The sequence below is a fragment of the Stieleria bergensis genome (assembly GCA_007745635.1).
Classification (GTDB): domain Bacteria; phylum Planctomycetota; class Planctomycetia; order Pirellulales; family Pirellulaceae; genus Stieleria; species Stieleria bergensis.
Map to the genome: position 1 here is coordinate 2,306,206 of CP036272.1, position 14,766 is coordinate 2,320,971.

A 14,766-nucleotide genomic window follows, 5' to 3' on the forward strand; every position below is an offset into this window, starting at 1 on the left:
AAATCAGCACTCTGGTCACACTGCGGTTCCGGAGCCCACAACACGGCTAAGAACCGCCAATCGCGGCGTTTCCGTGGTCATCCAGCATCAGAGCGGACGCGGTTGAATTCCTGACCTGCCCCGTGTCGCTGGGCTGTGAGGGATCACTGTTGACGCTAGATGGGCCGGATCGTCCGCGAAAACTCAGTGCATGTCGCTGCGATCATGAACCAGCGTCGGTGCAGAGCTCTTGGTAGAGAGTGGCATGCCGCTGAATCAATTGTTCGATGGTGAAGTGATCTTCAATGAACCGGCTCGCTTGTTTGCCCAGCAGGGCTGCTTGGTCGGGAGATCGGAGCAGTTCAAGAGTTGCCTGTGCGAGTGCAGCGCGGTCTCCCAACGGGACCAGTTTGCCGGTGACTTGGTCTTTGATTAAATCGCGATTGCCTGCAATGTCGCTCGCGATCACCGGTAGACCTGCTTGCATGGCTTCGATGATCGAATTGCTTTGCCCTTCGTATTCGCTTCCATTCCAGAAAACTTCGGCGTGCGGGAGCAGCTGTTCAACGTCCTCGCGATGGCCGACGAACGTGACGGCTTGACGGGAGGTCACGTCATCGCGAAAGCGAAGCAATTCATACTTCTGCGGACCATCTCCAATGATCACTAAAGTCATCAGTGGATCGACCGCCGAAATCATTTCTGCGGCCCAGACGAGATCGCGATAGCGTTTTTGAGGCCACAGCCTGCCGACAGCCAGCACAATGCGCCGGTCTTCGGCAATGCCCAGTCGCTGGCAGGCTTGTTGACGATCAATCGATTCTGATTGACGTGAGGCAATGCCATTGGGAATGACGCGAAACAAATCACGATCCATGCCGTGCTGGGCATAGAACTCGACGATGCCTTGGCTGTTGGTGGTGATCGCTTGTGAGCGTTTGGCTAGCCAGCGATCAATGGCGAATTGATACCAGCGTTTCCACGGATCAACACAACGCTCGCTGCCAATGATGGTGGGCGTCTTTGATAGCCATGCAGCTGTTCGGCCGAAGCTGTTTGCCGCGAACAGCCAGGTGTGAACAATGTCTGGCTGAAAGGATTGCAAGCAGCGTTTGAGGCGAAACAAGGCACTTGGATCAAGCTTGAATCGTTTGCCGATAACGGTGACGGGCACGTCATTGGATCGCAGCATTTCGCTGCGTGGCCCATCGCGTGTGAGCAGGAAAACATGGACATCAAATTGGTCCTTCGGTAATCCAATCGCCAACAATGCCAGTTGCTTTTCAGCACCTCCCTGGTCCATGGTTGGGATGACGAACGCGATTCTAAGCTTGCTCATGATGTCTGACCTGAAACGCCTGACACATTTTGTGGTGCCGCTTTGGCCGCTAAGCGTTGGAGTAAATGAACGTATTGATCGACCACGCGATCAAACGATTGGTCATGCTGTAGCGTACGCCGTAACTGGTTGGCACGTTCACGCGCAATGTCCAAGCGATTCACGACGGCAGCGACGGCCTGTTGCAGAGTCTGGGGGTGGCCGGCTTCAAACCAGTACACGGATTGGCCTGGTTCTGCACCCGTTGGTGCGGCCATTTCAGGTGAATCAGCAATTTCGGCAATTCGTTGTTTGACCAGTTTGGTTGAAGCAGAAAAGAACCGTCGAGCGACAAGTGAATTTGCGACCAACAGGGGCAGTCCCATCTGAATCGCGGTGGGGACAAGATGTTCCCAGCCCCAGTCACCGTTGTGCACCAGGAAGTCCGCCGCGTGAAAGACATCCGTCATGTCTGCAAAGGAGCCCGGCATGGCTAGGTTCTGTCTCAGTCCATCGGCACGAATTGCACCAAAGATGCTTTCTCGGCGTGGTCCATCGCCGATCAACCAGTACTGTAAACGCCCAATCGATTGCGAGAGCGAATACGTTGAATCAACCAATGCGGCGAGCCCGGATTCGGAACGCATTTGCTGAATCGATAGCAAGACCGCATGGTCCTCCGGAACGTGCAAGTCACCATTGATCGCACCAAGGCTTTGGCGCATCGCCTGTCGTTGTTCTGGTGTCACTGTTGACGTGCCAATCGCTGGACCGATGCGATGAGTTTTTTGGTCATCACCGCCTTGCACAATCCATTGCCGATGATCGTCGGCATGCTGCACGATCACCGCGTCAGCGTTCAACATGGTTTGACGGCAACGCTTGCCGACGCGCGACTGTCGGAAGAACTCGAAATCGCTGCACTGCCCTGCTCCGCTCAGTCGAACAGCCGTGGGAATGTTTAACGCTTCACACGCAGGCAAACCTGCCAATGCTTCTTCCTGGGCACCATTGACCAGCATCACCTGTCGCGCGGCCATGTTGTCTTCGATCCACTGCCCAAGTCGCTTGACGTAGCGTGATGCCGTGCGATCCCCACGCACCGCCCAGCCTTTCTGAAAGAGCTTGATCGGACAGTGGACTGGGATGTCTCGGTACAGATAGAACGTTGGCATCGCCGTGCTGGGACGCGAAGCCAAAACCTGAACGTCAATGCCACGCGCTTTGAACGCGGTAGCCAGGGTCATCAAGAATCCAGCGGAATCAACCGAGCCGTACGGCCAGAAGTATCTTCCCACCAATAGAACTCTTAACGGAGACGCCATTTTCTCTTCAGCTGTTGTGATCCGACAGGCATGCCACTCTGTGGTTGCCTGCCCTGGCCGTTCAGGTCGAGACCGTTCCGTGAACCGTTAGGTTTGCTGCTCATGCGAATCTCGGGAAACGATTGTGGCCACTTCGCCGCGATCGGTGGCCGCAATTTCCTGGTCGGTGAGAACAGCCAAGTAAGGAAGGTTTCGATACAGGTCACGATAATCCAAACCGTAGCCAACCACAAAGTCGTCCGGGATTTCAAAGCCCACAAAGTCCGGTCTTAAGGAAACCTCGTGCTGGCGATGCTTGTGAAGCAACACCGCTGTCTTCACCGAAACGGCGCCCTGCTGCTGAAGTTCAGCGACCAAACGGCTGAGGGTTTGCCCCGTATCAAAAATGTCGTCGACTAACAGAACCTCGCGACCTTTGACATCAAACAGCATGTTTGCATCGACCGTCAATTCACCAGGCTTCGTCCCGCCTCGGTAACTGGACGCTCCGATCACGCCGACTCGCTGAGGCATGGACAGCCGGCGAATCAAGTCAGCGAATAAGACTATGCTGCCAGTCATCACCGCCACCAGCGTTAACGGCCGCTCTTTGCCGTAATAACGATCGATTTCTACTGCCAGCCGCTCCACGCCCGCGTGCAGCTGTTCCTCGTTTAACAAAACTCGCATTCCCAGCTCACTGTTTTCGTTTCCGACTCCGCCCGATTGGCTGCTGGCGGACTCTTGGTTGGATTTCTAAGTCGCTGACGACAACGAATTCACAATAGGGAATTTGCGTTGACTTTGCGACGTCAATCGGTGATTCATCGACTAAGAACTGCCCTCGGCCGATGAACGATACATCCTGGATGTGATGCATCGTACCGATAAAGCGGTTTGCGAGGATCCCGACATCCAGAGGTTTCCTACCCAAAACATCTGTGAAAGTTGCTGGAATGTCCAATTCACACCGCTTACAAGCCGTTCGACATCAGTTGCGTCGCTGGCTCGCGGAAGCGTACGCACACGAAACCGTGGCGGCACCATCCAGATTACAAATCTGTGCGCCTCCCGAGTGCGAGGCGGCAGCGGATGGTGAAGCCGGTCTAGAGTGCGAAGCCGGGCAAGATGGCGAAGCGGTTGGCCAAATGCAAGCTGATCGGGAAGGCGAGCCTGAGCCCGTCGCACAAACGCTCGACACCGTCAGCGACGAAGCCCCAGTCAGCGACGAAGCCCCAGTCAGCGACGACCAGCAGCTTGAAGACGATCCAGCCCCCTCCGCAGAGCAGGAAGCAGAACTTGAAGCCAAGATTCTGTCGGAGTCGATCCTGATTCGCGAAGGTTTCTACGCCGGTCGAACTTTCCAGTTGCAAACGCCCCAGGGCTCAATGCAGGCAACCTGGTTAATGGCTCCAGATGAGTTGGTCGTCAGCGACGCAACGGGACAAATTTTGGCTAGTTTCCAAGGTCCATGGGACCAAGAACAGGACGCCGAACAACAGGACGTTGGCACCGCGGCAACGCTACCGCTGCACCGCCCCGACAGCGACGAATCGCAGGCTGACCGTGACGATGATTCCTCGTCGACGAAAGCAGCTTAGCCAGGTGTGCGAATTCATCCGGTTTGCTGCTCGCCTCAGGTTACCAGCAGGCCGCTGCATTGGGTTACAAAGGTTCAGTGGCCAGGATCTTTGGCAATCCAATGGCTAGGATGATGGGCGATCGGCGCGGTTTCTGTTCAGCTGGAAACGGGCCGAAAGGTCTGTTTCACGCCCGCCAGCGTGATGCCGCAGAGCGGATACAAAAAACCGACCGTTCTCTTTGGGTTAGGTCACTTTGCAGTGACTGAATTTCTTATTAGACTCTCTGACTAGATAGAAACCCTGTTGCTGCAGAATGGCTTTCGTTGAAGCTTGCAGCGACCGGCCAAGATTGGGTCGCATACGACGTTGTCCAAGCGTGTGACCGATGATGATGGCATACAAGGTTCGCGTTTCTGTCATTCAACGCAAACAAACCAACAGGATGGGTGGCCGAGTGGACGAAGGCTCTAGTCTTGAAAACTAGCGTAGGGGAGACTCTACCGTGGGTTCGAATCCCACCCCATCCGCTCTTTAGAAAACGCCTTGGTTCTGCCAAGGCGTTTTTTGTTTGCCTGCCTGGGATGTTGTTCGCGTTTCGTGATTGCCACATCACTGGGCATTCTTTTGCTGGGCATTCTTTTGCTTGAGGTCTCAGGCAACAAAATGGGCTCGGCCCGCCACTCTGAGAGGGCATTTCAGGTGCCGGTTATGCCTGTCGTTCGCAATAGGCGGACACCGAATTCTACCTTGGTGGCAAATTAAGAGGCCTTGCCCTCAATGGCAAGCTAGCCTTTAAGGCTTTCTGCACACCTTCCTTGAACGAGCCCCGAGCGGCAAAGTAGCGACAAATGAACAAAAGGGTCCAAGAGGTATTTTTGCAGCCGCGACCGATGCGAATTCTGTTCGGCGGTCTGATGGCAACCGCCGGTTTGATGATCGGTGGCTTTTTCGGTGTCGATTTGGTTCATCAATCCGTTGTGTCGTCACTGCAGCCCGAGCCGATCCGCTATGTCGACTTAGTGCAACAACTCGGATCGCAAGATGACGACGCGATCCAGTCGCTCACTAAGCAGCCGATGGTTCTGCATGGCGTTTCGTATCTGGATCCGGTCCAAAGGGTGATTGATAGAGAATTCAACAAGGATGACGATCACATCGCAGAGCTTCGTAAAAATCAATGGCTGCAATTGCGCCGATTCTGGGAAGAGGGGATCACTCAAGTCGATCTGTCCCCCGTTGATGGGAAAGAGAATCCCTACGGAACGCTATTGAGGCTTTCTGCGAATCCTGTCCACGTCAAGCTTGCCAATGATCAATTGGCCGCTAATGGCGCGCTAACTGGAGTGATTCGCCGTTATGGACCAGATGAGTTTTTTGGAGATGTGGTGACCTATCAGCGTGCCGGCCGCCTTGAATTTGGTCCCAAGCAGGTGCAAGAGGTGCCCGCATGGACATTCGTTCCGGTGTCCAGTGAATCCCGCGCTGAGATCGGGCTGGTGATGTTCCTTCTCGGTGGCTTGCTGCTTGCCGCTGGAACTGCGATCTGTGCCAGCGGTGGTCCCAATTTGTTCGCCTGGATTCTTACCGCACCGTTTGCCTTGTTAAGTCTCGTTGGATACCCATTGCGTTACGGACGCGGTACTCAACTGACTCGACTGGCTTACATCGGCGCCTCGGCCCTGCTCTGTGTCGGAGGTGTCGGGGCCTTACTGGTGCTGGGGAACTTTGGCAAAGCGAGTGGCGTTTGGAGTTTCCAGTTGCTGGGCTTCACGATGATCTTTGCAGGTCTTGCGGCCTCGATCGGCGCCATTGCGCAGAAGTTCGCACACAACCCATTGGCTGCAGTCGAGCTTGCCTACACTCCCGAGTACTCCTCGATAGACGATATTCCACGGTGGGATCGTTCCGCAGTGCCAGAGAAAGGCACAGAGCCCAAGGCACGCGAGTATCGAGATGATCCGCTGATGGCGGTGGCCTCGATTCCATTGACAGGCAAACTTAAAGAGCAGGCCTGGAAACTCTCTGAGATCGGTTTTAGTGAAGCCGGTTCACTCCAATGGCAGCGCGAGGAATACTTGGCGTCCGCATCCATTCAATTGGGCTGCCAAAACGTCGTGGTGTCCGAGATGGAGTACGACAGTGCAAACGATCAAGTGTCTTGGCAATTGATCAGTGTGCTTAGCTCCGGCAAGACCATCATCTCGCTGTCAGATAACTTTCGTGAGCCCTGCACTGGAAACTCAGATGAGGCGTTGATTCAGCAGATTCCCGCACAAGATTCCGCTGCCATGCTGACCAAGCACTTAGAGCGCGTGGTCAGCGAAGCTGAGCAGCAAAACGCGACGACGGTTGAGTTCAATTTGCAAGAGATTCGTAACGTCGCGCACCTCTCTCATCGCATCATGGCCGGGGTACGAGGCACCAGCGGCGGAAAGCCCGTGCGAGTTAGCGCAAAGTCTTATGGACGATTTGACTATCCGCCACAACCGATCAACACGCCAGTTGTTGCCCCGGTCGCCCCCGGCGCACCGATGTCAACACCGGCGAATTCAGCGCTGTGATGCATCAGCGCTGTCGCTTGAACGAAAGACCTTTGAATCGTCTACGGTGCTGTCGTGGGCTGATTCAGCAGAGCGTCCACGCGCTGCGTCAAGCTGGTTGAATTCAAGTGCAGCGAATCCGTTTTGCCATCTTTGTCAAAGACCGCCATGAACGGCATGTTGACCACTCCAAACCGAACCGCGACGGGATTGGGCTGCTGCATGTCAGAGGATGACACGCTGTGAAAGCTTGGGAAGTCTAATCTGCTTTGCAGATAAAACTCTTCGAGTCTCGCTTCCGCGGTGTCCAGATTCATGCCTACGATGGTGACCTGCTGCGGGTACTGTTTCTTTAATTCCAAGAGTTCTGGCAGAATACTTAGTGCGTTGGCGCCGAAGGCGACTGACCAAAACGGCATCAACACAACCTTGTTCTTTAGTTCTTCTCGGTTCACGCTGGTTCCCGGAGCGCTGGGCAAGTCAGCAAATCCCATCTCACTGCCGATCACATCTTGGCGTGCTTGAGAGGCGGCCTGGGCGGCGGCGATTTGCTGGCGAACTTGTGCAAGGGTTTCGGGGACAGACGAATTGAGCTGCGCAAAGGTCGCGTCCACGAGTGTGTTGTCACCAGCGAATTCAAATCCCAACGCGGCGCCGATGAGATAGCCGACGGTGATCTGATCGGACGAGTCGGACAAGAGTTCCTCAACCGCAGCATTCCAGTCGTCGATTTTGACCGGTGCGCCACCTTGGTGATCCAAGATCATGCGTTCCACGGCGTCGAACTTGACCGTCCCCGCAGCTTCGTCAGCAATGCGAGCAATCATCGGGTCGGTTGCGTCACCAAAAAGTTCCAAGATCTTTGCGCGAACCAGAATCGCTTGATCCAAATGACCATAATCGGTCAGCAGTTCGCGTGCTCGAGCCATGATCAGGATCGCCGGTACGTCGGTCCCGGGGCGGCTGACGATTCCATTGACCAGTTCGACAATTTGGTCGGCCGCCTGAGGCACGCCAGCGTAAAGATCGTTGATCGCAAACCCAATCGTGGTGATGCGTGAGTCTGCAGCGACCAGCGGCTGATCAGAATGAAGGTGCTTCTTGGCAAGTTCGCGAAGCTCCTGAGCGGCGCTAACATCTCCCATGCCGGTTAAGTGGGACAGAGACTGAAGTTCGCCGCGAATGCCTGAATTCTGTTGTTCGGGGGTCGCTTCTTGATGAGCCTGGACGCGCCGAGACGCCTGAAGCTTGACCCCGATGATCTCCATTGCCGCTTGACGCCGCTGAATGACTCCGTCGACCGGTGCGCGAGCGTTATTAAGAACCTGTAGATCGCGATCGGCGCCCTCGATGTACTGTAGCAGTTGCTGCGGCGTCAGATCTTCGGGAAGACGCTTTTGCCGAAGGCGATTGCTGTCGGCTTGCTCGTCGTTCGTTGCTGACTTTTCAGGAAGCGGTTTGACGCCCGATGGCTGGTTGGACCCAGTGGATTCAGCGGCCATGCCGGACGGAGCAGCGATCACTTCAGCGGAATCCGGCCCTCCACTAACCGGTGGGGGATTAGCCTCTGAGTCTTTCTGGGCAAGTTTCGCCTGCTGATCCGGATCGGATGCTGCCTGCTCTTTGGACGGCGAACAGCCCTGCAAAAGCAACAGTGAAAATCCAGTCACAGCAACAATTGCGCTGCGAGAAAACAGAGAAAGCCAAGGCATAGAAGTGTTTGGGGCAGACGGAGGCGAGCGACATCACCGAACAATTCATCGGTCTCAGTCAGCGATTCAATGGCTCACTATATCGAATCTGCCGTCACAGTAAAAGAAAGGTTTCCGCTGCCGCGTTCACTCGTCCAGCAAACGGATCGCCTGATCGATCGCTGCGTGATTGGTCACAGGAACGCTTGGCCGGTTGGTGACGGTCACCAGTGGCTGTGGGGCGGCAACGGGCGTTGGCGCTTCAGCAGGACCCTGGGTTGTCGCGGGGATTGGGAACGGCAGGCAAACCTCTGGCGTGACGATTGCTGCGGAATGATCAGTCGCTAGCAGACCGGTCGCCAGCGGAGCGGCGGCAAGCTGTTCACCTTCGCCATTGCTATGCAGTGCCAGCGTTGGCTCGCCGCCGGAGGAAGTCTGTGCTGCGTTGGAGGCTGGCGTCGACAAGGGGTTTTCGTTCGGGTCTTCGCCTTCAGTGGAAACGGTGGACGTTTGGATTTGTCGGTTCACCTGATTGATCACCAAGAACGCGTCCAGCGGTGTGATCATTCCGTCTTTGTTGACGTCGTAATAACGCAGCGGAGCATCGTAATTGATCGGCCCCGGTCCGAACCGTTGCAGATAGTTGATGATCAGGATAGCGTCCAGCGGAGAGATGTCGCCATTATTGTTGACATCTTCGGGGACTTGGCTGTTGTGGAACGGTTCGTGGTTCTCCAGAACATCGATCACAAACGTTTCCATCAGTGGATCATAGGTGCCTTGGTCGTCGCGAATCGTGACGTTCAGTTCCAGTTGCTCAGCGTCAAGGTGCAGCAAGTGCTGATTGTCGCGAAGTTTCAAAGTGCCTTCGACGACTTCAAAGCGACGATCGTTGACAAGGAAGCTGAAGTGATCTTGAGGCGGGATGCCATTGACCAAGATCGATCCGACGGCTTTGCCCTTTTGTAGCTCCATGACTGACTTGTTGGTCAGTTTCATCTGTTCGGGTTGCTCTTCGACGTCCAAAACAGAAATCACCAGCTCGTTGGTCACGGAGCTGCCGGCGCGGTCACTGGCGGTGACTTTGACAATGACTTTTTCTTCGACTTCGTAGTCTAGAAAGATTCCTTTCTTGAGCTGCAAGCGATCATCGACGACTGCGAAGCGCTGGTCATCGACGGTGAAGGAATGAAGTTCGTCGGCATCTTCGTCGATCGCTTGGAGAGCCGCGACAAGCAGGCCGGGGACGTTTTCGGTGACAGAAGCTTCGTCAGGAGTCACCGCCACGACTGGATCGTTTTCATCAAGCACTTTGACTTCGACGAAGCCTTCGATGTGGGTGTCTGTGAATGCCTCTGTCCCCGAAACGGTCAGCGTGATGATCTCTTTGGCTTCGTGGTTCAAGCCGCCATCTTTCAGGATCAGTGTTCGGCCGTCGATTCGGAACCGATTGTCGTTGACTGACAGGGTCAGGGTTCCATAGGGATCGTCCCCCACGACGGTGATGTTGCCGACCGCGTGGTTGTATCCCGAGTGTTCGGGGACGTCGTATTGCTGGAACAGAATGCCTTCGGGTTTGTCAATGACTGGCGAGACATTGATGATGACTTCCAGCGGAAGCGAGACCGCCTGTCCATTGTGAAAGCGAACCTTGAATCGATCTTGACCAAAGAAGTCTCGGTCAGGAGTGTAACGCAGGCCATCTTCGGAGATCCGCTGGATCTCACCATGCTCTGTGTCTTGGACGATCACCGGGACCACGCCATGAACATCGTGACCGAAGGCCGACTGGCTCCAGTGGCTGTGATCCAACGTCAATGGCGTGTCTTCCAGCGTGTGAAAGAGAACCCCCGGTTGCAACAGGTCCAATGAATCTGTGGTCGAGGCGTTGATGGCAAAGTCAACCGATACCGATTGGTCTGCTGTCTCAATGGAAACCTGGGTTTCGTTGGTCCGGCGTAGATTTAGCCGCATCAGGCCCAGTTTGCCGACGACGTAAAAGGTCGCACCCAAAGCGGTTGCCGGTCCGGTGGCGAAAGCAAATTGTGGTAGGCCGATTGCGGTGAAGTCGACCAGTTGATCCAAGGTGGATTTGCCGCTTCCCAGATCAGTCAGCTCAACACGCCCCCCAATCCCCTGGCCGGTCACGCTCAGCAGACCGTTGTGAGCATCAGACAACGTCGTGACTCGCGGCGCGGAAGTGACTTGATGAAGGTCCGCGAATGCAGCGTCGGCATCCAGCATCGAGATGCCGTCACCAAGCTGGGCCGTGAGGAGCCCCGTGCGATCATTGAATGCCAAGGCCTCAATGACATCGTCAACCAGCGTGCTGCTCCCTTGAATCGCTTGCCCACTCGCATTGCTCCATAACTTGAGGTGCATTGCGGGCGATAGTGGCGAAGCATCCGCCGCTGGCCAGGCGATCACGGTGCGACTGGGCGAACGGCTAGGAATGTCCAGATCAACCTTGGGGCTGGCGACCAATTGCATGCCAGGAACCGGTGGTTGGGCGGTTTCCTGGATTTCAAGTTCCAGTTCGCTTGCAGCGCCCGGCAGCGCGGTCGACGTCAGGTGTAACGAGTAAACAATGCCGCCGGCTTGGTCCACTGCCACCCCATGCCCATCGGCCCCAAAGGCGATCGAATCAAAGTGGTGCTCGCCGCTCAGTAATTGTGTTTCGACGGATTCACTGTCAAAGGTTGCAACCCACAGCCCCAAAGCCTGGGAAGATTCCGCGAGCGGACCTTGGTAAAGCGTGGCAACTTCGCCATCAAACCGCAATGACGCCACGATTTCGGCACCGCTTGGCAACTGGAGCGAGGCAGACAGGTCCATCTCGTGCGAGACATGCATCACCTGATCTTGTGACATCAGGGCGAAACCCGTTGGGCTCGGGTGCACCGCATCAATCTGATCGGGAAGTTCCCACTGTCCACTGACCAAGTGCGACGTCAATTCGTAATGGTCAACACTGGAGTCGCCAAAAATCTTGACCGGGTGAAGACCGGTGTCCAGATCACGGAATTCAAACTGCCCCGAACTGCCAACCAACTGATGTGGATCGTCTCCGTCGGGAAAGTCGTTTTCGTTGTAGTCGATGTAGACCAGCTTGTTGGCCAACGGTGATTCAAAGGCGTTCGCAGGCGGATCGTCGGGGGTCGTGTCGACGATGGTTCCGGAGATCACCGCCAGGACTCGACGCTGGCCCAATGATTCAAACACCAGCACGCGGCGGCGTGGTGCGAGGTGTTCCTGTCCGACGCGTTCCTGTGCGATGCGTTGGGTCACGGCGGATTTGCTGGATTCAACCAAACGCGAGGCGGCAGCCAAGAGGTCCGAGTGGGTGACCGAGCGTAGTTTCGAACTCAGTCGGGACGCGAGCTGGCGGCAGCCGCCGATGACCGTCCGATCCGCTTTGAAGGAATCCGAACCTGGGCCACCTTGCGAGGCGGAGGCTAAAGAAAGTTCTGCTTGTTGGGCAAGCTCGGCGCGCAGCACTTTCCGCCGGGAGCATTCCTGCTGATCAGAAAAGTCTTGCCTGCCTAAGTCCATTTGCTTCTGCCCATTGGGTGGTTAGCCAAACCCAAGTTCACGCCTTGATTTGCTGTGCCAAACCCGTTCGCTCTCGCCCAGGATCGTTTCGCGTCAACCAATCGCCGCGGGAAATTGGTTGCACTGTTGTTAAGCGTGTGACGGCTTAGACGCGAGATGGGGATGAGAGTTCCCCCCTTTCCGGTGCAGAGTTGTCTGATCGGCGAAATAAGCTGGATTCGCCTGGACATAGATGCCATCGCATCACGTCTGGGGCCGGTGGGGAGGGGCTGGCACTTAGCAATCAGGATTCATTGCCTAATGTGAACCACTTAACTACGCATCATGCACTCTGAAAAGTCAGCTTACAATGGTGCATCTGGAATAATTTTCATCATTTCAAACCACTTTGCCGGCCAAACGGCAGGTAACCGAAACCAAGCCCCCGGCTACATCCGGGCTGATGGTGGTTTTCAAGGCTCGGTTTGCGACGTTCCACAAAGCCGCTGGCGGCGAGACAGGGTGTTTGGGTGAGTTGGTGTGTTTTGAAGGAGCGGTGCCCTGCCGTTGGAAGCCGAGCATTCACGCCTCCGACGCATCGGATCATGCTTTTTGCGGCACCGGTGAACCAGGCATGCGGTTCGCCCAAGCGAGACACAGGCTGCTCTGGCAACGATTGAAATAAACAAAAAAGGCTTCAAATGCCCACCGATGTGACGCAGCCCATGAGCTGAAAGCCAGTTACAATAACGGTTGGAGATCACTCCAACCTCTTTTCAATCCGTTGTCCGTATAAAACAAGACTACGCTCATGGATCTACTCCAAACCCTTCGCCGTGCGCCCGGTTATTGCCAACTCGCTGGTCCGTTCAGTGGGCAACGAAACGTTTTGAAAAGCCTTTTGTCAGGTGCGTTATGCACCGGCCTGTTGCTGATCAACGGCTTGGAAGCCAACAGCCAACCGCCAGCCAGCGGTTCTGATTACGGATCCGAGGGCGGCGACTACGGCCCAGGAGGCGGTAGCGGACCTCAGCCACAGCCCCAGGGCGGCGGCTACGGATCCGATGGCGGCGACTATGGCAGTGACTACGGATCGGGTGAAGACACCGAAATGGAAGGCGGCCCCGGGAGCGGTGGTGGCTACGGCGGTGACTATGGAGGGGCTGAACCGGGTGAAGGTGGCGGCGGCTATGGTGCCGGTCAAGAAGACAGTTACGGGGGCAATCGAGCATCACGGCCAGGGGCGCCGGCCGGTGGCGGTGGTGACTTCGTGGGGCAACTTTTGTCACAGCAGCTGGGCCAAACCATGATGTCCTTCGCCCCGTTCATGGGGCAGATGGGCGGTCCGGTGAAACCGACTGGCCCCGTTTTGTTTGATGAGGCCAAAGCGGCTTACTCCAGCGGCAAAATTGCCCTGGCGAAAGACTTGTTCTTCGCCCACATCACAGCGGAATACGAAGAGGCTGGCGATGCGTTATCCATGGTGCGTTACAGCCCGTTGCTGCGTCGTCCTGCCTGGAACATTCGCTGCGGTGTTTCCGTGTCGGTTCGCTCCGATGGAGCCAGCCCACAACCGCTGAGCGCAAGTTCCACCGGCCGCGGCGGTCCTGGTGGGGCTGGCGGAGGTTACGGCGGTTCGGGCGGTGAAGGTGGCTACGGTGGAGGCAATGGCGGAGCCGGTGGTCAGGGCGGCGGTGGCGGCGACTATGGGGCCGGCTACGGTGGCTCTGGTGGTGAAGGCGGAATCGCTGCAGGTGGTCCTGGTGCTCCCGGTGGTCCTGGCGGCTACGCTGGTGGTCCGGGTAGCGATTACGGGGACGGAGGATTTGGCGGTGAGATGGATGGCGGTGAGATGGATGGTGGCGAGATGGATGGTGGCGAGATGGCTGGTGGCGAGATGGCTGGCTACGGTTCAGGATCCGGCTTTCCCGGTGGCCCCGCTGGACGTGGTAACGGTCGCGGCAAAGGGCCAGCTGTCGCTAGCAACTCACAGCGCTTAGCTTCCCTCAACCCCGCCGGTCTTCACAGCGGTCCAGCAGCCGAACTGAATGACAATCTGGGCTTGGTTGGCGAACTGATTTCCGCACAGATTCAAAAACGCCTTGCCCAAGGTCGATTTGGACTGGCGTTTCAATCCGTCAGCCCTGGTGTCGTTGACACCGTTGCAATCAGCGACGCCTTCGTCAACGCTTACTCGGCCAGTCGAGGCCCAGCGGTCTGGCGACACAATCTTGAATTCGTTGGCAGCGGTACCGAAAAAGACATGGTGCAGGCGGCCAAGGACAATGGCGTGGACTTGCTCCTGCACTTCGATGTCGTGCTCAAAGGTCATACCAGCGGACTGACACAGAACATCAGTCGCGGCCGACTGGTCAATGTTTCGACCGGCAAGTCGCTGGGGATCACCAAAGCCATCGACACCTTCAAATTTAAGCAGCAAGCACAGTCGCCTAACGCGGTCAGTGCGACGGAATTCGTTGAAGACGCCATGGCCAATTTCTTGGTGGCCATGGATCGTAACCTGCAGGTGACTGAGATGCCTGCGCTGACCGACGACAACGCACGCAGTCGTGTCGGTTCGTTGCTTGGTGCTTCCAGTCGTCGCAGTTTCCGAACGTTGGCAGAAGTGCGATTGTTCCAATCGCAGGGCCTGTTGACGGACGATGAAGTCGCCGATGCGTTCTATCTGGTCGGCGGCCAAGACGGTTTGACGTTGCTGGAAGGCAGCGCCGAAGACCGCAATGCCGTGGTCTATCGCTGGTTGTCTGAGGCCTCGCGTTAATCGGCAAGGCAACCAGGGGATTGATCACACTGGCTGTT

Annotated in this window: 8 protein-coding genes and 1 tRNA gene; 4 read left to right on the forward strand and 5 right to left on the reverse strand. The window is 56.3% G+C overall.

The window, feature by feature from the left end:
- Positions 1-202 precede the first annotated feature (202 nt).
- The 3 genes from SV7mr_RS07770 to hpt form a co-directional block, all read right to left on the reverse strand.
- Positions 203-1,318, reverse strand: a complete 1,116-nt coding sequence (locus SV7mr_RS07770; RefSeq protein WP_145270773.1) for a glycosyltransferase — start codon at positions 1,316-1,318, stop codon at positions 203-205.
- On the reverse strand, positions 1,315-2,595 hold the full coding sequence (locus SV7mr_RS07775; RefSeq protein ID WP_419188229.1) for a glycosyltransferase family protein: 1,281 nt from the start codon (positions 2,593-2,595) through the stop codon (positions 1,315-1,317). The genes SV7mr_RS07770 and SV7mr_RS07775 overlap by 4 nt, the downstream gene beginning before the upstream one ends.
- 114 nt (positions 2,596-2,709) lie before the next feature.
- Positions 2,710-3,291, reverse strand: coding sequence for a hypoxanthine phosphoribosyltransferase (gene hpt, locus SV7mr_RS07780; protein WP_145270777.1), 582 nt, complete (start codon positions 3,289-3,291; stop codon positions 2,710-2,712).
- A 266-nt stretch (positions 3,292-3,557) separates the two neighbouring features.
- Between hpt and SV7mr_RS07785 the strand changes: the two genes are divergently transcribed.
- The 3 genes from SV7mr_RS07785 (at position 3,558) to SV7mr_RS07795 (ending at position 6,745) form a co-directional block, all read left to right on the forward strand.
- The gene (locus SV7mr_RS07785) at positions 3,558-4,202 is read left to right on the forward strand and encodes a hypothetical protein (protein WP_145270779.1); all 645 of its coding nucleotides are present in this window, start codon (positions 3,558-3,560) and stop codon (positions 4,200-4,202) included.
- 422 nt (positions 4,203-4,624) lie between these two features.
- Positions 4,625-4,711, forward strand: a tRNA-Ser gene (locus SV7mr_RS07790).
- 363 nt (positions 4,712-5,074) lie between these two features.
- Positions 5,075-6,745, forward strand: coding sequence for a hypothetical protein (locus tag SV7mr_RS07795; RefSeq protein WP_145270781.1), 1,671 nt, complete (start codon positions 5,075-5,077; stop codon positions 6,743-6,745).
- Between the two features lie 41 nt (positions 6,746-6,786).
- Here SV7mr_RS07795 and SV7mr_RS07800 read toward each other — a convergent pair whose 3' ends face one another.
- Both SV7mr_RS07800 and SV7mr_RS07805 read right to left on the reverse strand, forming a co-directional pair.
- Positions 6,787-8,436 carry a TlpA family protein disulfide reductase gene (locus SV7mr_RS07800; RefSeq protein WP_145270783.1) on the reverse strand — a complete coding sequence of 550 codons (1,650 nt, stop codon included), beginning with the start codon at positions 8,434-8,436 and terminating at the stop codon, positions 6,787-6,789.
- Positions 8,437-8,562: 126 nt separating this feature from the next.
- Complete coding sequence (locus SV7mr_RS07805; protein ID WP_145270785.1) at positions 8,563-11,967, reverse strand: dockerin type I domain-containing protein; 3,405 nt, start codon at positions 11,965-11,967, stop codon at positions 8,563-8,565.
- Between the two features lie 790 nt (positions 11,968-12,757).
- On the opposite strand from SV7mr_RS07805, the gene SV7mr_RS07810 reads away from it, so the two are divergent.
- Positions 12,758-14,728, forward strand: a complete 1,971-nt coding sequence (locus SV7mr_RS07810) for a hypothetical protein (RefSeq protein WP_419188230.1) — start codon at positions 12,758-12,760, stop codon at positions 14,726-14,728.
- Positions 14,729-14,766: the final 38 nt, after the last annotated feature.

Coding starts and splice junctions, on each gene's coding strand:
- SV7mr_RS07770 (WP_145270773.1), bottom strand. CDS start 1,318: ATGAGCAAGCTTAGAATCGCGTTCGTCATCCCAACCATGGACCAGGGA.
- SV7mr_RS07810 (WP_419188230.1), top strand. CDS start 12,758: ATGGATCTACTCCAAACCCTTCGCCGTGCGCCCGGTTATTGCCAACTC.
- SV7mr_RS07805 (WP_145270785.1), bottom strand. CDS start 11,967: ATGGACTTAGGCAGGCAAGACTTTTCTGATCAGCAGGAATGCTCCCGG.
- SV7mr_RS07800 (WP_145270783.1), bottom strand. CDS start 8,436: ATGCCTTGGCTTTCTCTGTTTTCTCGCAGCGCAATTGTTGCTGTGACT.
- SV7mr_RS07785 (WP_145270779.1), top strand. CDS start 3,558: ATGTCCAATTCACACCGCTTACAAGCCGTTCGACATCAGTTGCGTCGC.
- hpt (WP_145270777.1), bottom strand. CDS start 3,291: ATGCGAGTTTTGTTAAACGAGGAACAGCTGCACGCGGGCGTGGAGCGG.
- SV7mr_RS07795 (WP_145270781.1), top strand. CDS start 5,075: ATGCGAATTCTGTTCGGCGGTCTGATGGCAACCGCCGGTTTGATGATC.